Source organism: Streptosporangium sp. NPDC048886, assembly GCF_055586905.1.
In genome coordinates, this window is the sequence record NZ_JBVJHH010000001.1 from 346131 (window position 1) to 364677 (window position 18547).

17 protein-coding genes are annotated in these 18547 nt (G+C 71.8%); 7 read left to right on the plus strand and 10 right to left on the minus strand.

What is annotated here, in order from left to right:
- Positions 1-15: 15 nt before the first annotated feature.
- From ACZ6R6_RS01490 to ACZ6R6_RS01515, 6 genes are read right to left on the minus strand one after another with little or no spacing between them, the layout of a single operon-like run.
- On the minus strand, positions 16-1611 hold the full coding sequence (locus ACZ6R6_RS01490; RefSeq protein WP_470089255.1) for a SpoIIE family protein phosphatase: 1596 nt from the start codon (positions 1609-1611) through the stop codon (positions 16-18).
- Positions 1604-3295, minus strand: a complete 1692-nt coding sequence (locus tag ACZ6R6_RS01495) for an ATP-binding response regulator (protein ID WP_470089256.1) — start codon at positions 3293-3295, stop codon at positions 1604-1606. The genes ACZ6R6_RS01490 and ACZ6R6_RS01495 overlap by 8 nt, the downstream gene beginning before the upstream one ends.
- Positions 3292-4302: an ATP-binding protein gene (locus ACZ6R6_RS01500; protein WP_470089258.1), complete on the minus strand. Its 1011-nt coding sequence runs from the start codon at positions 4300-4302 to the stop codon at positions 3292-3294. The genes ACZ6R6_RS01495 and ACZ6R6_RS01500 overlap by 4 nt, the downstream gene beginning before the upstream one ends.
- Entirely contained in the window at positions 4290-4691 is a 402-nt protein-coding gene (locus ACZ6R6_RS01505; RefSeq protein WP_470089259.1) for an anti-sigma regulatory factor, read from the minus strand. The genes ACZ6R6_RS01500 and ACZ6R6_RS01505 overlap by 13 nt, the downstream gene beginning before the upstream one ends.
- On the minus strand, positions 4688-5068 hold the full coding sequence (locus ACZ6R6_RS01510) for an STAS domain-containing protein (protein WP_470089261.1): 381 nt from the start codon (positions 5066-5068) through the stop codon (positions 4688-4690). The genes ACZ6R6_RS01505 and ACZ6R6_RS01510 overlap by 4 nt, the downstream gene beginning before the upstream one ends.
- Positions 5068-5952, minus strand: a complete 885-nt coding sequence (locus ACZ6R6_RS01515) for an STAS domain-containing protein (protein ID WP_470089263.1) — start codon at positions 5950-5952, stop codon at positions 5068-5070. Before ACZ6R6_RS01515 ends, ACZ6R6_RS01510 begins: the two co-directional genes overlap by 1 nt.
- A gap of 835 nt (positions 5953-6787) precedes the next feature.
- Here ACZ6R6_RS01515 and hutI point away from each other — a divergent pair.
- From hutI to ACZ6R6_RS01540, 5 genes are all read left to right on the plus strand, one after another.
- Entirely contained in the window at positions 6788-7996 is a 1209-nt protein-coding gene (gene hutI / locus ACZ6R6_RS01520; RefSeq protein WP_306857094.1) for an imidazolonepropionase, read from the plus strand.
- Between the two features lie 91 nt (positions 7997-8087).
- Positions 8088-8936, plus strand: a complete 849-nt coding sequence (locus ACZ6R6_RS01525) for a DegV family protein (RefSeq protein ID WP_470089265.1) — start codon at positions 8088-8090, stop codon at positions 8934-8936.
- Between the two features lie 826 nt (positions 8937-9762).
- Positions 9763-10479 carry a ComEA family DNA-binding protein gene (locus ACZ6R6_RS01530; RefSeq protein ID WP_470089267.1) on the plus strand — a complete coding sequence of 239 codons (717 nt, stop codon included), beginning with the start codon at positions 9763-9765 and terminating at the stop codon, positions 10477-10479.
- 172 nt (positions 10480-10651) lie between these two features.
- A complete protein-coding gene (locus ACZ6R6_RS01535; protein ID WP_470089269.1) occupies positions 10652-13060 on the plus strand; it encodes a ComEC/Rec2 family competence protein in 2409 nt (802 codons plus the stop codon).
- Positions 13061-13233: 173 nt separating this feature from the next.
- Complete coding sequence (locus ACZ6R6_RS01540) at positions 13234-13701, plus strand: nuclear transport factor 2 family protein (RefSeq protein ID WP_470089270.1); 468 nt, start codon at positions 13234-13236, stop codon at positions 13699-13701.
- Positions 13702-14012: 311 nt separating this feature from the next.
- Here ACZ6R6_RS01540 and ACZ6R6_RS01545 read toward each other — a convergent pair whose 3' ends face one another.
- Positions 14013-14165: a hypothetical protein gene (locus ACZ6R6_RS01545; RefSeq protein WP_470089272.1), complete on the minus strand. Its 153-nt coding sequence runs from the start codon at positions 14163-14165 to the stop codon at positions 14013-14015.
- Positions 14166-14278: 113 nt separating this feature from the next.
- Between ACZ6R6_RS01545 and holA the strand changes: the two genes are divergently transcribed.
- Entirely contained in the window at positions 14279-15250 is a 972-nt protein-coding gene (gene holA / locus ACZ6R6_RS01550) for a DNA polymerase III subunit delta (RefSeq protein WP_470089273.1), read from the plus strand.
- Between the two features lie 142 nt (positions 15251-15392).
- Here the strand turns inward: holA and ACZ6R6_RS01555 are convergent, their stop codons facing one another.
- On the minus strand, positions 15393-16292 hold the full coding sequence (locus ACZ6R6_RS01555; RefSeq protein ID WP_470089275.1) for an EamA family transporter: 900 nt from the start codon (positions 16290-16292) through the stop codon (positions 15393-15395).
- Positions 16293-16367: 75 nt separating this feature from the next.
- Between ACZ6R6_RS01555 and ACZ6R6_RS01560 the strand changes: the two genes are divergently transcribed.
- Positions 16368-16856, plus strand: a complete 489-nt coding sequence (locus ACZ6R6_RS01560) for a MarR family winged helix-turn-helix transcriptional regulator (RefSeq protein WP_470089277.1) — start codon at positions 16368-16370, stop codon at positions 16854-16856.
- Positions 16857-17120: 264 nt separating this feature from the next.
- On the opposite strand, the gene rpsT is transcribed toward ACZ6R6_RS01560, so the two are convergent.
- Both rpsT and ACZ6R6_RS01570 read right to left on the minus strand, forming a co-directional pair.
- On the minus strand, positions 17121-17393 hold the full coding sequence (rpsT, locus tag ACZ6R6_RS01565; protein ID WP_306857103.1) for a 30S ribosomal protein S20: 273 nt from the start codon (positions 17391-17393) through the stop codon (positions 17121-17123).
- A 148-nt stretch (positions 17394-17541) separates the two neighbouring features.
- Positions 17542-18543 carry a glycoside hydrolase family 18 protein gene (locus ACZ6R6_RS01570; RefSeq protein ID WP_470089278.1) on the minus strand — a complete coding sequence of 334 codons (1002 nt, stop codon included), beginning with the start codon at positions 18541-18543 and terminating at the stop codon, positions 17542-17544.
- Positions 18544-18547: the final 4 nt, after the last annotated feature.

Sequence of the window (18547 nt, forward strand, 5' to 3'; positions counted from 1 at the left end):
GTCACCGGGCGGGGTTCAGGGAGAGGCGCTCCCGGCCGCCACGCGGCGGAACGCCACCAGCGCCACGTCGTCCTCGCGGGCGCCGAACTGCTTGATGAGCCGGTCGCAGAAGAGCTCCAGATCGTCTTCCACGGTCTCCGCCAGCTGCCGCACGATCTCCAGGCTCTCGTCGAGCAGCTTGTCGCGGTCCTCGATGAGCCCGTCGGTGAACATCAGCGCGCATCCCCCCGGCGGCAGGGTCAGCTGGTCGACCCGGTAGGTCTCCTCGGCCACGCCGAGCAGCAGGTTGCCCAGGAGGTGGTAGCGGGGCTCGCCGCCGTCGACGAGCAGGGGCGGGATGTGGCCCGCGTTGGCGATCTCCATCTCCCCGGTCTCCGGGTCGATGAGGATCAGGCACACGGTGGCGGTCATGCCCGGGTGGTAGCGCCGGAGCACGTTGTTGAGCAGGGCCATGGACGTGCCCAGGTCCACCGTGCCGATGAGCGAGGCGCGCAGCGCGTGGCGGAGCTCCGCCATGACCGTCGCGGCGAGCAGGGAGTGCCCCTGGACGTCGCCGATGGCGACGAGCACCCGCTCGCCCAACCGCAGCACCTCGTAGAAGTCGCCGCCGACCTCGATGTTGTCGACGGCCGGCTGGTAGCGCCAGCCGATCGCCAGCCCGGGCGTCTCCGGGATCCGCGCGGGCAGGAGGCTGCGCTGCAGGGTGAGGGCGATCGCGTGCTCCTCGGTGTAGGCGCGCAGCGCGTCCACCGCCAGGGCCAGGGCCTGGCCGAGCTGGCGAAGGACGTTGAGCTCGTCCCTGCCGAGCGGCTGGGCCGCCTCCACCCCGAGATAGACGGGCGGCCTGCCGACCTTGGTGCGGCACAGCACGGCCGAGACGTCGCCGCTGATGTCGGCGTCGGGCATCAGCTTCAGCCAGTCGCCGGTCGAGATCGTGAAGACCTCCGTGCCGGCCGCGTTGCCCAGGGACATCGAGCTCAGCGCCAGCAGCGTCTCCGGCGCCGCGGCCTTGGCGGTGGCGACGCTCTGCGGAGGTTTGGCGGTGAACCTGCGGATCCGGCCGTCCGGCGGGAGCGCGAGCGCTCCCGCGTGCCTGCCGAGGATCCGGGCGGCGCCTTCGACCGCCGTGGCGAGGAGCCGCTCGAAGGTGTCGGCGGAGTTCATCGCGAGGGTGACCTCGGTGAGGGAGGCCAGCCGCTCGGCCATCCGCTCCGCCCGCTGCCGTGCGCGGTAGTAGCGCAGCGTGGCCTCGACCGTCGCCGCGAACTCGTCGGGCTCGACCGGCTCCGCCAGGTAGGCGTCGGCTCCGCGTTCGAGGCCCTGGGCCCGGTCGGCGGGGCTGATCGCCGCCCCCGAGATCTGGATGACGGGTATCGAGGAGGTCGCCGCGTCGGCCTTGATCTGCTCGCAGACCTCGTAGCCGCTGATGTCGGGCAGCCGTACGTCGAGGACGACCAGGTCCGGCCGGAGCTCCCTGACCTTGGCGAGCGCCTCCAGGCCGCCGGTGGCCTGCACGACCTGGTGCCCCGAGCGCCGCAGCCAGCTGGACAGGATGTAGAGCTTGGTCGGCGTGTCGTCCACGACCAGCACCGTCGCGGATCCCTCATTCATCGCGATGCCCCAGGGTGTTCCGTACGGCCTCCAGCAGGCTCTCCCTGCTCAGCCCGTGTTTGGAGATCACGGTAGCGGCTCCCCACGGGTACTGGCTGGAGGAGGCCACGGTGACCACGAGCACCGGCACCCCGCGCAGCCGCTCGTCGTCGGCCATCCGCTGCATCAGGGCCGCGCCGTCGAGCCGGGGCATCAGCAGGTCGACCAGTGCGAGATCCGGCGGATGCTCCGTCATCGCCTCCAGCGCCACCAGCCCGTCGGAGGCCTCGTCGATGTGGGCGGCGAACCCGGTGAGCATCCGCCGGACGGTGGCGCGGAACTCCTCATCGTCGTCGGCGACGAGCACCCGGCCGATCACCGGCGCCGCGCCGTGCCGGTGCGGCAGCCGCAGGGTCACCGTGGTGCCCTCGCCCACCGTGCTGGCCAGCCGGAGCGTTCCCCCCATCGCCTGGGCGAGGCGGCGGGCGTACGGCAGGCCGAGCCCGGTCCCCCTGGCCCGTAGCTGAATCGGCCCCGGCACCTGGAAGAACTCCTCGAAGACGTGCTCCAGATGCTCGGCGGGGACGCCGATCCCGGTGTCGGTCACCTCGAAGACCATCTCCTCGGTGCCGGCGTCGACGCGCACGCTGAGCCTGACCTCACCCTCCTCGGTGAACTTCAGCCCGTTGGACAGCAGGTTGCGCAGGATCCGGGTGAGCATCACCTCGTCGGCGAGCAGCTCCGCCGCCCCGTCCGCGACCTCGACCGAGAGCGTGACCAGGTCGGTGCCGCTGGTGGGGCGCAGTGTCATGCGCAGCCGTTCGGCCAGCGCGACCAGGTCCACCGCGGACGGTTGCGGGTCGAGCCGCCCCGCCTCGGCCTTGGCCATGTCGAGCAGCTCGCTCACCAGGGACAGGAGGGTCTCCGCCGAGGAGCCGATGAGCTGGATCTGGTGGAGCTGCTCCTGCGCCAGCGGGTCGCCGCCGGGGCCGACCAGGAGGCGGACCAGGCCGATGATCGAGTTGAGCGGGGTGCGCAGCTCGTGGCTGACCGTGGCCCAGAACCTGTTCTTGGCTTCGCTGGCCTCCCGCAGTTGCGCGGACTTCTCATCCAGCTCCGCGTACAGCGCCACGACGCCGCGGTTGGTCTCCTCCAGCTCCTCCGAGAGCTGGTTGTACAGGGCGAGCACGCCCTGGTTGGTCTCCTGCAGCTCGGTGTTGAGCTGCAGGACCTCCTCCAGGGTGGCGGCGAGCTCGTGGTTCTGCTGGCGCAGCTCCTCGAGGGCGGTGGCCGGGGTCAACCAGGCGAGCTTGGCGCGGATCTCCTCCACGGATGGCCTGGGGCGGCCGCTCGGGAGCCGTTTGAGCATGTTTATCCGTCCCATGGCGGGATCGAGCTCGATCGCGTCGACGAGACGCCCCGCCAGCGTCACGCCGTCGGCCGGCCGTAGGTCGGCCGGTGCCGACAGGTCGATCCTGATGATCAGGCTGTCGAGTCCGAGCAGGAAGGCGGCGGACGCGCCGGTGCCCTCGCTCAGGACCTCCCGCCCGATCTCGCTCAGCGCGGTGGCCACCCGGATCTGGTCCTGGCTCTCCAGCCCGACCGCCTCCGCCGCCTCACGGCCCAGCTTGCGCATGGCGAAGACGTCCTGGTCGTTCAGGACGGGGATGCGGATCAGCTCCTGCCCGGTCATGTCGGCCGTCATGTCCACGGCCTCACGGCGACCACGCAGGCGTCGTCCCTGCGGGTGCCCGCGTCGCGCAGCAGCGTGGCGGCGACGACGGAGGGGGTGCGGGTGACGAGTCCGGGATAGGAGGTGATGTCCCAGCGGTCGGAGAGTCCGTCGGAGTGGAGCACGATCATGCTGTGCGGCGGCACGGCGTATTCGTACTGGCGCAGGGTGCGGGCCTTGTGCCCGGCGATGCCCGGCACCGAGATCATTCCCTGCCGGCCCTCCTGGTGGGTGATCCACGCCGCGACGTTGCCGAGGCCGGCGAAGCTCACCACGCCCGCCGCCCGGTCGATCCGGGCCACGGCGACCGCGCCGCCCCTGGTCGAGCCGAGCCCCTGGTGGATCCGCTCCAGGACGGTGGCCGGGGCGAGGTCCGCGTGCCGGAGGAACAGCCGTACCGCCTCCTGCGAGGCGTAGGCCGCCGCGCTGCCGTGGCCGAGCCCGTCGCAGAGCATCACGCTCGTCGTCGTGCCGGTATCGGCGCTGGCGAACGCGTCGCCGCAGACGGTCTCCTCGCCGATCGGCCGGGTCACGCCGCTCAGCCGCGACTCGGGGCGCGGGGCGCCGCGCGCGGTGAAGTACATGCCGAGCACCGTGCCCCGGCCGGGCATGGAGTGAACCTCGTATCCGCTCGCCATCCGCGCGATGCCGCCCATGCCGATGCCGAGCGTGCCCGCGGTGGAGTAGCCGTCGCGCAGGGCGCGGGAGACGTCACGCATGCCGGGCCCCCGGTCGATCGCGATGACCTCGATCGCCGAATCCAGCTCGGGATGCGGCCGGATCAGCATGGTCCCCTCGACGGCGTGTTTGACCAGGTTCGAGGCGGCCTCGCTCACCGCGACGGCCACCCGCCCGGCGTCCTCCTCGTCGAATCCCCGGACCTCGGCGAGCGTGACGGCGGCACGGCGGAGGGAACCGATCGCGCTGGCGTCCTCGGCCCGTGTCCAGGTGTCGTTCTGGGAACGGATCACCGTGCCCATTTCGTCACCGTGACCAGCGTTCCTTCGCCGGGAGCCGACCGCAGGTCGAATTCGTCCACCAGGCGGCGCGAGCCGCTGAGGCCGAGGCCGAGACCGCCGCCGGTGGTCCATCCGTCGGTGAGCGCCTGTTCGATGTCGGGAATGCCGGGACCGTCGTCGCTGAAGGCCAGCCGCAGCCCCTGGCGTATGCCGTTGTTCACGATCTCGATCCGCACCTGCCCTCCTCCGGCGTAGACGAGCGCGTTGCGGGCCAGCTCGCTGGCCGCGGTCACCACCTTCGTCTGGTCGACCAGGGAGAGCCCGACGTTCACAGCGGCGGTCCTGACGTGCTGGCGCACCAGGACGACGTCGCTGTTGCTCTTGATGGGCAGCTCGTCGGAGGTCGTCACCGGGTGGCCGCGACGATCTGCGCGCCGTCGATGTGGTTCAGCAGCGCGACCCCCTTTTCGAGGTTGAGCGCGGTGCGCACGCCGCCGAGCGAGAGGCCCAGCTCCACCAGGGTGATCGCCACCGCGGGCCGCATACCGACGACGACCGTCTCGGCGTCGAGCATGCGGGAGATGGCGGCGATGGTGGCGAGCATGCGCCCGATGAAGGAGTCGACGATCTCCACGGCCGTGATGTCGATGATCACCCCTCGCGCGCCGGTCGCGACCACCCGGTCCGCCAGATCCTCCTGCAGCGCGAGCACGCTCTGGTCCTGCAGGTCGATCTGGATCGAGACGATGAGGATGTCCCCGAGCTTGAGGACGGGTACGCGGTCCATCACTCCTCCACGGTCCGTACGGCGATGCGGGTCCCCCTGTGCTTGACGAACTCGACGCCGCTCTCCCGGAGCGCGTGCGCCAGCGCGTCGGCCAGCGAGGCCTTGGTCACGATGTCGCCGAACTCGATGCCGAGGGTGACGATGGTGTGGGCGATCTGCGGGCGGATGCCGGAGATCACGCACTCGGCACCCATCAGCCGTGCCGCCACCACGGTCTTGAGCAGGTGCTGGGCGACCTGGGTGTCCACCGCGGGCACACCGGTGATGTCGATGACCGCGTGCTCGGAACCGGTGTCCACCAGCGTCTGCAGCAGCTTCTCCATCACCACCTGGGTCCTGGCCGAGTCGAGCGTGCCGACCAGCGGCACCGCCACGATGCCGTCCCAGAGCTTGACCACCGGGGTGGAAAGCTCCAGGAGCTGCTCTGCCTGATCGATGATGATCTTCTCCCTCGCCGCCGCGTAGGTCTCCATCGTGAAGAGCCCAAGCTCGTCGATGACCTGAGAGAACCAGATGAAACCTCGCAGGGCCTCGGGAGATCCGTCGCTCTCGACGAGCTCGTACAGCGCCTCCTTGAGCCCGAACACCACGATGGCGGTGTCGGTCGGGGTGAACCCCTGGCGGGCCCGGGTCCGGGACAGCTCGGCCAGCAGCCCGCGCAGGTCGCTGGAGTCGCTGGAGTCGCTGGAGTCACCGAACGACTGGCGCAGCGCCTGGTAGAGCTCACGGAGCTGGCCGGCGAGGTCGCCGCGGTCCACCTGACCGTTGGAGGAGGAGCCGGCTATCTCCAGCCAGCGCTTGAGGACGGACGCCTCGTTCTCCCGGAGCAGCTCTTCGATGCGACGCCGGCTGGCGTCCGCGTGGACGGACAAGGTGACTCCCATATGTGCGGCCTTATGGACAGCTCGCACGAAAGATTACACTGAACGTCCTGCTTAGAGCCTATTTCAGGGGTCCGCGGGCCGGTCCCGCGCGGAGTCGCGGCAGCCCTGAGCCGGGGGGACCGTAGCAGGTCCCGCCGCCCGTTCCGGGAATCTCTCCGGCGACGTGACCGTGACTTCTCCGATGGCGTGACCGCCCCGGGACCGGGAGAGAACGTGATCGCCCGTGGGGCGGGATCCGGGAGCCCGGCGGCGGCCCGCCCGCCGGCCTTCCTGCTTCCGGACTGAACAGATCTTCCAGGCTAGGCGGATCGGATACCGCGTTTCAATGAGCGGACTTGCCCTGGAAGGGTCTTGTGATGTGCACTGATGGTGCGCGAAAACGGTACAAAAGCCCCAAAGATGACAGTGGTCGGCTGCGGTTTGGATTGCTACCATAAGGCAAATCTGCCGAGATGTTAGGGTGCAAGTTATCTCGGCGACTGCTGTGACAGGCGGGAAAGAAGTGGTCTGAGCAGTGAAAACACGTTCACGGCCGAGTGTGACCAAGAAACCGGTCCGCCGGAGGCGGCTACGGCGAAGCGGCGTTCTTCCCAATTAGCCTGTACAGCGAGCTCACTTGTGAAATAACGTAACTGAACTGAAATCGCCTGATCATGATCCCGGCGATACTGTCGCCGCACCACGAATATGCGGATGAGAGCAGGAGACCCCCCAATGTCGTCCGGACTCACAACGGATCCGGTGGGCATGGAGCCCGGCATCGGCTGGGTCCGCCCCTCGTTCCCGGAAGCGGTCTCCCTCCCGACGTCTTCCCCTGCGACAAGGCGGTGATGCGATGACGGTCCGCCTTCTGACCAACATCGGCCGGCTCTGGACCGGCAACGACGTGTGCAGCAACGCCGCGATCCTGGTCCACAACGACCGGATCGCCTGGGTCGGCCGTGCCGCCGACCTGCCGCAGAGCGTCCCCGGCGTGGTGGACGACATCGTCGACGTCGACCACGTCGAGAACCTGGGCGGCGCGCTGGTCACGCCTGGCCTGATCGACGCCCACACCCACCCGGTCTACGCGGGCAACCGCTACGCCGAGATGGCGATGCGCTCCGGCGGCTCCACACCCTCCGCGATCACCGCGGCCGGCGGCGGCATCGGCTCCACCGTCACGGTGACCCGGGGCACCGACCCGTGGACCCTGTGCAACGGCGTCCGCGAGCGCCTGCGTGACTGGCTGCTCAGCGGCACCACCACCGTGGAGGCCAAGACCGGCTACCACCTCACCCGCGACGGCGAGCTGGCCGACGTGCGGCTCCTGCGCGAGCTCGAAAAAGAGCCGATGATGCCGCGCGTGCACGTCACGTTCATGGCCGCGCACGTCGTCCCGCCGGAATACTTCGGCCGCCAGCGCGACTACGTCGAGGCCGTGGGCGCCTGGTGCGCCGACGCCGCCGCGGCCGGGGCCGACAGTGTCGACGTCTACTGCGACGAAGGTCACTTCACCACCGACGAGGCCCGCTGGGTCCTCGCCTCGGGGCGCAACGTCGGCCTGCTGCCGCGCGTGCACGCCGGCGCCTACAGCCGCCGCGGCGCCGTCCAGCTCGCCGCCGAGCTCGGCTGCGCCTCCGCCGACCTGCTCCACCACACCTCCGACGAGGACATCGCGATCCTGGCCCGCTACGGCGTCCCCGCCGTGGTCTGCCCGGGGACCGCCCTGCAGCGCGGCAGCCTGCCCCCGGTCCGCCGCATGCTCGCCCAGGGCGTCACGGTGGCCCTCGGCAGCGACCACAACCCCGGCCACTGCGGGATCACCTCGATGTCCCTGGTCATCAGCCTCGCCGTGGCCGCCTTCGGCATGAGCGTCGGTGACGCGCTCCGTGCCGCCACGCTCGGCGGGGCCACCGTCCTCGGCGTCCCCGACCGAGGTGTCCTCGCCCCCGGCCGCCTGGCCGACATCGTCCAGTGGGACGCCGACCACGAAGGCGCCTTCGCCTGGGCCTTCGGTCTCAAGCCTCGCCGGGTCTGGCGCGGCGGCACCCCCGTCCAGTAAGGACCGCGCCGCCGTCCGGCGCGCGGTACGGAGAGCGGCCCGGCGGTGACGCCGGTCTGATCAGGCATTCTCAGCTGGGTAATCTCTGCATATGTCGCCACCGGTAGCCGTCGTCACGGACTCCACCGCCTACCTTCCGCGGGAGGAGATCTCCCGGCTGGGGATCACCGTGGTGCCGCTCCAGGTCGTGGTGGGCGGCCGGCCGCTCGACGACGTGGCGGAGATCGACGGCGCGAGGATGAACGACGCGCTCAGGGAGTGGGCCCCGGTGACGACCTCCCGGCCCGCTCCCCAGCGCTTCGCCGACGTCTACGACGAGGCGGCGGCGCGGGGCGCGGTCGGCGTCGTCTCCGTCCACCTGTCGGGGGAGATGTCGGGCACGGCCGAGGCGGCCCGTGCCGGGGCCGAAGACGCGCTGATCCCCGTCGAGGTCATCGACAGCAGGTCGATCGCCATGGGGCTGGGTTTCCCCGTCCTCGCCGCCGCCGAAGCCGCGGCCCGGGGCGCGACCCGGACCGAGGTGGCGGACGCCGTCCGTCGGTGCATGGCCTCCACCCGTAGCTTCTTCTACGTGGACACCCTGGAATACCTGCGCAGGGGAGGCCGGATCGGCGCCGCGGCGACCCTGCTCGGATCCGCTCTGATGATCAAACCGTTGTTGCACATCGCCGAGGGGGCGATCGTCCCCCTGGAGAAGGTCCGCACCGCCGCCCGGGCCATCGCCCGCCTCGAAGACCTCGCCGTCCAGGCCGCCGGGACCGGGCCGGTGAACGTCGCCGTCCAGCACCTCGGCGCCCGATCCCGTGCCGAGGCCCTGGCCGGCCGCCTGCCCCAGCGGATCCCCGGGATCGCCAAAGTCACCGTGGTCGAAGTGGGCGCGGTCATCGGGGCGCACGCGGGCCCCGGCATGCTCGGCCTGACCGTCTCGCCCTGCGCCTGACGCCCCGGTCCCTCCTGTCGCGCCGCCGTACTCGTCGTGGCCGGTCGCCCCGGTCCCTCCTGGTGCCCCGGTTCTCCCTGGCGTCCTGGTCCCTCTTGTCGCGCCGCCGTACTCGTCGTGGCCGGTCGCCGACATGGCGCGCCGGAACGACCGCTGGACCGAGGTGGCGTAACGCCTTCTCGGCCGCACTCGCCCGTCACGGATGCCGCACCCGAGGTCAGGGCCGGACCGCGATGGCGTCGATCTCGAACAGCATGCCGGGGCGTGTCCGGACAGCGATGTCCACAGCCTCGCCGTAGGCCGGACAGGTTGTACACAGAGCCGCGTTCGGCCAGTGGTCGCCCGGTGGTACCGCCGTAGCGTCCGGGTTGTGCGGACCACAGAGCAGGCCACCGAGCGATTGCGCGCCGCGTCACGACTGCGGATGTTGACGGCGTCCGGCGCTCCTGCCCCCACCCCCTTCCCGCCGTTGCCACACCGCCCGGCCCGGCGGGCCCGTTCCGACGGCCCGGCCGCTCCCGCACGGTCCGACACCTCCGCGACTCCCGGCGCTCCGGACAGCCCGGTCCACTCTGACGCCTCCGCCGATCTGGACAGCCAGGCACGGGCCGGCGGCGTCACCGGTCTGGGCCGTCGGGTATGGGTGGGTGGTTCCGAGCGTCCGGAGGGGCGGGTGGGCGCTGGCGGCCCGTCCGGTCTGGCCCGTCGGGCATGGGCGGGTGGCGTCGCCGGTCCGGAGGGGCGGGCGCGGGCCGGTGGCTCCGCCTCTGCAAATGGCGTCGCATCTGCAGGTGGCCTGGCGCACTTCGACGGACCCGCCGCCCGGATGCGCTCCGGCCCGATCCCGCCCTCCTTCGAGGCCCTCCGTACGGCTGTCGCCGCCCAGGGGCCCATGCTCGCCCCCGGCCGCCCAGGACTGCACCTGCTCCTCCTCATCGCCCTGGTCGCGGCCGTCGCCGGTGGGGTCCACCTCTGGCGATCGCAGCCGGAGCCCGAGCCCTTGGCGCCGCCCTCGCCCGTCTCCGGTCCCCCTCTCCCGACACCGGCCTCCACCCTTTCCGCTTCCCCGCAGGCCGGTTCCCCACGGCCCGGTTCCCCACAGCTCGGTCTCCCGCCGTCCGGCAGCGCCATCGAGGTGACCGTTCACGTCACCGGCAAGGTCCGCCGCGCCGGAGTGATCACTCTGCCCGCCGGTTCCCGAGTCGCCGACGCGGTCCAGGCCGCCGGCGGCGTCCGTAGAGGGGCCGCCGCCGGCCCCCTCAACCTCGCCCGCAAGCTTGTCGACGGCGAGCAGATCGTCGTGGGCGCCTCCGGTCCCGCCGCCGCACCCGCTCTGGCCGACCCCGCCGCAGCCGTCCTCGACCTCAACGCCGCGACTCAGCAACAGCTCGAACAACTGCCGGGTGTCGGCGAGGTGCTCGCCCGCCGTATCGCCGAATACCGCGACGGCCACGGCGGCTTCCGCGCAGTCGAGCAGCTCCGCGACGTCAGTGGCATCGGCGACCGGAAATACGCCGAGCTGAAAGACAAGGTCCACGTATGACCCGGCTCCTTCCCAGGATGCGGCCGTCGGGCTGGTGTTCTCGGGGTGCTGTCATCAGGTCGGTGTTTTCAGGAGCTGTGAGCTCTGATCCGGCGCCTTCGGGGGTGCGGCCGTCGGCCTGGGCCTTTCGAGGGATGCGGCCGTCGGCCCGTTGTCTCCGGGGGGCGCGGTCATGAGCCGGTTCGGTGCCTCCGCCATGATCCGGGACGGCGGGCCCGCCGAGAGGGGCCTGCGCGCACATGCTCTCCACCTGGTCCCGTCCGCCCTCGCGTCCTGGGTGACCGCTCTCGTCCTGCTGGGCTGTCCGCCCTCGGCGGGGGCCGCGGTGGCCGTGGTGGCGGCGGTGGGCGCGCTCTCGGTGGCCGTGACGGTCCCCGGCGGAGGGATGGCCGGTTGGCGGAACGTCCTGATCGCGGTGCTGGGATGCGCGGCGGCCGTGGCCGCGGCGGTGGCCTTCCGGGTGCACGCGGTCGGCACGGGGCCGGTGGCCGAGCTGGTGGACAGACGTGCCTCGGCGGTGGTGGAGGCGGTGGTCACGGACGACCCCCGGGAGCTGCCCCAGCGCGGGGGGACGTTCCGGAGGGAGAGCTCCGTGGTGCCCGCGCGCATCGAGTCGATCGTGACGCCGACGGGCAGGATCACGTTGCGCGCTCCGGTGGTGATGTTCGTTTCGGGAGGTGAGTGGCGGTCGCTGCTGCCCAGTCAGCGGGTGGCCGTCCAGGGACGGTTCGGCCCGGCCGGCTCCGGAGAGCTGCTCGCGGCGGTGGTGCTCGTACGAGGGCCGCCGCGAGTCATGAGTGGTCCCTCATGGGTGCAGCGCACGGCCGGGATGTTCCGGTCGGGGCTGCGGGAGGCGGCCGGTGTGCTGCCGCCGCTGCAGCGCGGCCTGTTGCCGGGGCTCGTGGTCGGCGACGTCTCCCACCTGGACCGGCAGGTCAGGGCCGACTTCAAGGAGGCGGGGCTCAGCCATCTCACCGCGGTCTCCGGGGCGAACCTGGCGGTCATGGCGGGGGCGGCGGTCGCGCTGGCCCGGACCGCGGGGCTGCCGCTCGCGGCCCGGGCACTGCTGGCGGTGGCGGCCATGCTGGCCTTCTCCGTCGTCGCCCGCCCGTCGCCCAGTGTGCTCCGCGCCCTCCTCATGGGCACCGTCGCCGCCGTGGCGCTCGGTACGGGCCGCTCACGCGACGGTGTCGCGGCACTGTCGGTGACCGTCCTGGGGCTGATCCTCTTCGACCCCGTCCTCGCCCGGTCCTACGGCTTCGCCCTGTCGGTCTGCGCCACCGGCGGCATTCTGGTCCTCGCTCCCCGATGGCGGGACCGCCTCGCGGGGCGGATGCCCCGCTGGGCCGCAGAGGCGATCGCCGTGCCCGCCGCGGCCCAGGCGGCCGTCACCCCGGTGCTGGTCCTGATGTCCGGCCAGCTCGCGCCGGTGGCGATCCCCGCCAACCTGCTCGCCGGGCCCGCCGTCGCACCGGCGACCCTGCTCGGATCCGTCGTGGCGCTGGTCGCGCCCCTGCACATGGGACTGGCTCAATCGCTGGTGCGCCCGGCGGGTCTCGCCGCCGGGTGGATCATCGAGGTGGCGGAGCACGCGGCCGGACTTCCCCTGGCGGTGATCCCGTGGCCGGGCGGCGTCATCGGGCTGATCATCCTGGCCGTCGCCGCCCCGATCGCCGTCCTGGTGCTGCGCCGCCGGTGGTCGCGCCGGGCCGCCCTGGCCGTGGTGACCGGGGTGGTCGTCGCCGTCGCCGTGGTGACGCCGGCTGCCGCTCGCTGGCCGCCCAGAGACTGGCTGCTGGTCGCGTGCGACGTCGGCCAGGGGGACGCGCTGCTGGTCGCCGCCGGGCCGGGCCGGGCCGTGGTGGTGGACGCGGGACCGGACCCGGTGCTGATGGACCGGTGCCTGCGGTCCATGGGGGTCCGCGAGGTGCCGCTGGTCGTCCTCACCCACCCACACTTCGATCATGTCGGCGGACTGGACGGCGTCTTCCGGGGTCGCCGTGTGGGGGCGGTGGTGGTGACCCCGCACAGGGTCGCGGAGCGGGAGAACACCAGGCTGAGCGCCGACCTCGCCCGTCGCCGGACCGTCGAGTGGCTGGCGCGGCCCGGCGCGACCTGGCGGTTCGGCCCCTCCGAGCTCACCGTCCTCGGTCCGCCGGCCGAGGCGCCCCCGGCAGGAGGAGGGGAGGGGGCGGTGGTCAACAACGCCAGCGTCGTGGTCCACGTGCGCTGGACGGCCGGGACGGCGCTGCTCAGCGGAGACATCGAGACCGAGGCTCAGGCGGAGCTGCTCCGGAGAGGTCTTCCCCGGGCCGACATCCTCAAGGTCCCCCATCACGGATCGGCCGGCCACGACCCGGCATTCTTCGCGGCCACGGGTGCCCGTGCCGCGCTGATCAGCGTGGGAGCGGACAACGACTACGGCCATCCGGCCCCGTCGACTCTGGCCCGGCTGAACGGGCTCGGTGTGCGCGTCTACCGGACCGACCTGTCGGGAGACCTCGCCGTGGTGGCCCGCCAAGGAGGACTGGCCGTCATCCCCCGGGGCCGTCCCGGCCGGATGGGATCTTCATGGCCCTGACGGCGTCGACCAGCCGACCGTGCGCCGGCGCCGGGTGGCCGGAATCTGCCGTACCGTGTACGGTACACCGTACGGTTCATATGGTCGCCGGAAGAGGTTCTGGCGGGGCCCGCCGAGGACGGAGAGTCGGTGGCCGTGTGCCGGGCAGAGCACCGATCACGAAGGAGCAGGCAGTGACGGAAACCCAGGGATCCCCGTTCGACGGCGGTGCCTTCACCCCGACGGCCGAGGACCGGCAGAGCGTCGAGGCGTGGTTCGCCGAGTACGACGCCCACAGCGCGAAGGTCGACGTCGAGCGGATGGCGGACATGGCGATGTTCCCCCTCAACGTGGTGACCGACAGCGCCGACGGCGAAGGTCTCGCGGCCCAGTGGACGCGCGAGCGGTTCACGCGCACGATGTCCGAGGTGTTGGGGGGCGGCGAGCAGGGAGAGATCCAGATGGAGTCGACCCGCACGCCGCACTTCCTGACCAAGCATCTGGTCGTCGTGGTCACCGACGCGACGGTGACCATGAACGGCGAGGCGTACGGCATGCGCTATGCGGACCTCTTGGTGAAGGCCGGCGGCCGGTGGGTCTTCCAGACCATGGTGCAGGGAGGGTGGGCCGAGGCATGGAGTGAGACCCCGCAGAGCGCCTGACCGCCTTGCGCACGCCCGCTCCATGGACCTCCCACCGGCCGGGGCCGCAAGGAACGCCGGCTCCCCGGTGGGGCCTCCGCACGTGCTCTCCCCGTCTCTCCCGTGCGGGGATCAGGTCCTCCCCACGTGAGGATCAGGTCCCTCCGTGTGGGAGTCAGGTCCCTCCGTGTGTGGGGCCCTCTGTGTGGGGGGCAGGTCCCCCATGCGGGGATCAGGTCCCCCATGCGGGGATCAGGTCCCTCCGTGTGTGGGGCCCTCTGTGTGGGGGGCAGGTCCTCCCCTTACGGGGATCAGGTCCCCCTGTATGGGGATCAGGTTGAGGTCTTGGCCGGGCGGTGAAACTCGGTGTCCACGTCGGCGGCGTACACGGAACGGCTGCAGGGTGCGCAGCGGTACATGATGGGGCCCTCGTCGAGGGCCGTCCCGCAGTGCGGGCAGGTCTGGCGGCAGGTGGTGGAGTTCATCGTGGGTTTCGCCTCCCTTGCTCGCTCCAAGAGTGCCCCGGACCGCCTGCATTCGGATTGCGAATGGCTTGCTTGTTGTGATCCGGTCACCGGCGCATGGCATGCTGCTGAGCATGGCGGCGACCGTTCCAGCACCCGTGACCCTGATACTCGGCGACGAGGAGTTGCTGGCCGACCGTGCGGTGGGAGAGGTGATCGCGGGGGCCAGGGCGGCGGATCCGGGGACCGAGGTGCACGATCTGACCGGCGGGAAGGTGGAGTCGGGGGAGCTGACCCGGCTGACTTCGCCGTCGCTGTTCGGTGACAGGTCGGTGGTGGCGATCCGCTCGGCCCAGGATCTGGCCAAGGAGGTCATCGCCGAGATCGTCTCCTACACCGCGCATCCGGCCGAGGACGTCGCGCTGGTCCTGGTCCATCCCGGCGGGGTCAAGGGAAAGGCCCTGGTGGACGGGGTCAAGAAGGCCGGCGCCCACGTGGTCACCGTCACCAAACTGACCAAGCCGGCCGAACGGCTCGCGTTCGTCAAGGCCGAGCTGAAGCGGGCGGGACGGACCATCGGCGGTGACGCGGCCGCCGCCCTGCTCGACGCGGTGGGCAACGACCTCCGGGAGCTCGCCGCGGCCTGCAGCCAGCTCGCCTTCGACACTCCGGGCAAGGCCATCGACGAGGCGGCCGTCGCCCGCTACCACCGGGGCCGGGCCGAGGTCAGCGGGTTCACCGTGGCCGACTCCGCCGTCGAAGGGCGCCTGGGTGACGCCCTTGAGCAGCTCCGCTGGGCGCTGGCCACCGGGACGGCCCCGGTCCTGCTGGTGAGCGCGCTCGCCGGAGGGCTGCGCTCGCTGGCCAAGGTGGGTGGAGCCCCGCGCAACCTGCGCGGCGGGCAGCTCGCCAGCCATCTCGGCATGCCGCCCTGGAAGATCGACCGGGTCCAGCGGCAGCTGAACGGCTGGGGCCCCGACGGCATCGCCCGGGCGCTCCAGGCCGCCGCCGCCGCCGACGAGCAGGTCAAGGGTGGCGGCGCCGACCCCGCCTACGCGCTGGAACACATGATCCAGACCGTCGTCGCCAGCCGTACGGGCCGTTAGACCCTGCCCTGCCGGCTCTGCCGCGGCGAGGTGCCGCCCGGGGCGGCCCCCGGTGCCCCGATGGCCGGAAGACCCGGGGCGGTGCCTGGGCGGTCCGCCGGCTCGGGGTGGTCTGGGGGTGGGCTGCGGGCTCGGGGTGGGCCTAGACGGTCTGCGGGCTCGGGGTGGTGCGGGTGCGGGTGCGGCGGAGCGAGGGGAGCTGGCCGAGCACGGTCGCGGCGAGGGCCAGCGCGAAGCCGGTGAGCTGAAGCGGGCTCAGGGACTCACCGAGGGCGATCCAGCCGAGCAGCGCCGCCGTGAGCGGGCTGAGGGTGCCGAGCAGGGAGACCTGCGGGGCGGGCAGCCGGGAGACGCCGCGGAACCACAGGGTGTAGGCGGCGGCCGTGCCGACGAGGCCCAGCCAGAGGTAGCCGCCGATGGCGGCTCCGTCCAGTGCGGGCGGCATGCCCTCGACGGCGAGGGCCACCGGAGCGATCACCAGGCCGCCCGCGGTGAGCTGCCACCCGGTGAGGGCCAGGTCGCCCACGCCTGCGGGCTTCCCCCAGGAGCGGGTGAGGACGACTCCGGCCGCCATGCCCGCCGCGGCGATGACGCCCGCCGCGATGCCGACGGCGTCGAGAGCGGCGTTGGCCCGTAGCACGACGAGGGAGACTCCGACCGTGGCGAGGATCCCGGCGAGCACGCGGTGGACCGGGACGGTCTCGCGCAGCACGGCGCGGGTGAACCCGGCGACCAGGAGCGGCTGGATGGCGCCGAGGACCGCCGCGACACCACCGGGCAGCCGGTAGGCGGACAGGAAGAGCAGGGGGAAGAACATGCCGATGTTCAGCGCGCCCAGCACCGACGCGCGCCACCACCAGTCGCCCTTGGGCAGCACCCGTGTCACGGCGATCAGGAGCAGCCCGGCGGGCAGCGCGCGGAGCAGGGCGGTCAGTAGTGGGCGGTCCGGGGGGAGGAACTCGCTGGTCACGATATAGGTGGTGCCCCAGACGGCGGGGGCGAGAGCGGTGGCGGCGATGAGGGCCGGACGCGGGGCGGTCACGGGGGAACTCCTTCAATAAGATCAGTAGCAAGTAACTTAGCATCAAGTTATTTAGAGTCAAGCTATCCTGATCGCATGAGTGAGGACCCGGTTGACCGGATCGTGATGCAGTGGCAGCGGGAGCGGCCCGACCTGGAGCCGTCGCCGATGGGGATCTTCGGGCGGATCTACCGGATCGCCCGGCTCATGGGGGACCGCATAGAGGAGGTGTACGCGGCCTACGGCATCGGCCGGGGTGAGTTCGACGTGCTCGCCACCCTCCGCCGGTCCGGCGAGCCGTACACGCTGTCACCCAAGGCCATGACCGCCACGCTCATGCTGACCTCCGGCGGCATGACGGGACGGCTCGACCGGCTGGAGCGGGCGGGGCTGATCGTCCGCACCCCTGATCTCGAGGACCGCCGGGCGCTGCGCGTCAGCCTGACCGTCCAGGGGCTCCAGGTGATCGATGAGGCCGTGGCCGCGGGACTGGAGCCCCAGCACCAGGCGCTGGCCGTGCTGTCGGAGGAGGATCGCCGGCGGCTCGGTGACCTGCTCAGGGCCCTGATGGGCGTCCTGGAGTAGTCCGGCCCGGCGAGGAGCGATCTCCAGGCCCGCCCGATCTGGCCGGCCGGGTCGCGTGCGGCCACGCCCGACCTGACCTGGGAGTGGTCGCGTATGGATCCGCCCGGACCGGCGTGGGTCCGCCCGGACCGGCGTGGGGCGCGATCCGTGGATCCGCGCGGTCCGGCCTGTGGAGGGGGCCGGGCGGCGGGGGAGTGGGGGCCGGGAGAACGCCAAGACGCCGCACCCCCCTTTCGGGGGATGCGGCGTCTGGAAGAACCTGGGTTACTTGGCAGCCGAGAGCTCGACGACGCGCTGGGCGATCGCCGACTTGCGGTTGGCGGCCTGGTTCTTGTGAATCACGCCCTTGCTGGCGGCCTTGTCCAGCTGGCGGGAGGCGGCGCGCTGGAGCACGACGGCCTCGTCGACGTTGCCCTGGTCGGCGGCCTCGCGGAACTTGCGGATCGCCGTCTTGAGGGACGACTTGACAGCCTTGTTACGCAGCCGGGCCTTCTCGTTCTGCCGGTTGCGCTTGATCTGGGACTTGATGTTCGCCACGAAGAAGCCTCGGTGAATGTCGTCGGAGTGGGGCGCGCGGGCAGAGAGGGCGCGCCACACGCAGTTGAACAGGCTACCAACTGCCCGGACGGTCGCTCAAATCGACCGGCTGGACAGAGGGATGCCTGATCAGCTTACCGTGCTCCCGTCACGGACGGGACCAGAACCGCTCGTATTCCGACCAGTCTTCCTCCGTGGCCGCGAAGTCGACGTAGAGGGCCAGCCCGAACCGCTCCCGGCCCCTGCCGTGGGAGGTCAGCGCCAGGCGTGCCCCCTCGGCCGCGGTCGCCACGCTCTCCGCCGCGTCGGACCACGAGACGCCGTGGTCGTGGTAGGCGGGCGCGCCGAGCAGCAGGGTCTTCTCCGGCGGCACGAGATCCAGGGCGAGGGTGCCCTGCCGTACGACGTGGCCGCCGTAGAGCAGCTCGGAGGGGAGGAAGGAGTCGTAGGTCATGACCGCCACCTGGTCGGTGCGGGCCGCGACCTCCCGGAAGTAGTCGGGCGACCAGTACTTGTCGTGGCCGATGGCGGCACGGACGGCCGGGCGGGTCAGCGGGAACGGCTCGATCTGCGGGGTGGAGGTGGACAGCAGCCCGTCGCCGACGATCGGGCGCGTACGGGTCAGCAGGTCGAGGAAGTCGGTGTCGCCGCTGCCGATCGGCTCGAAGTTGTAGTGCACGCCGTCGAAGCCGAGCTCCATGACGTGGCTCACGCCGTCCAGCACGCGCTGCCGGGAGGCCGGGTCGTCGAGGTCCAGGGCGCCGTCGACCTTCTGGCCCAGCCACGCCGACACCCGGACCTTGGGCAGCTCCGCGCGCCACCACTTCAGGAAGTCCTTGGCGGCGGGGTGCCTGTCGCCGGGCAGCGATCCGTCGGAGCCGAACGGGCCCGCGTGGACGTAGACGTCCTTGATGCCTGTCTTGCGCAGCCGTACGGCCAGCTTCTTCACGTCGGCGGCGCCCTTGCGGCCGTCCACCCACATGTGGCCGAGCCACAGGGCGTCATGACCGGTGCTCTTCGCCCACGAGGCGGGTGTCCCGGTAAACTGGAGCGTGAGGGTGGCCGCGGCCACCCCGGGCAGCACAAGGAGCAGGGCCGCCACCACTGTCAGAAACCGCAGGCCGCGCCGTGCTCTGGTCCGGGCAATCACCCGG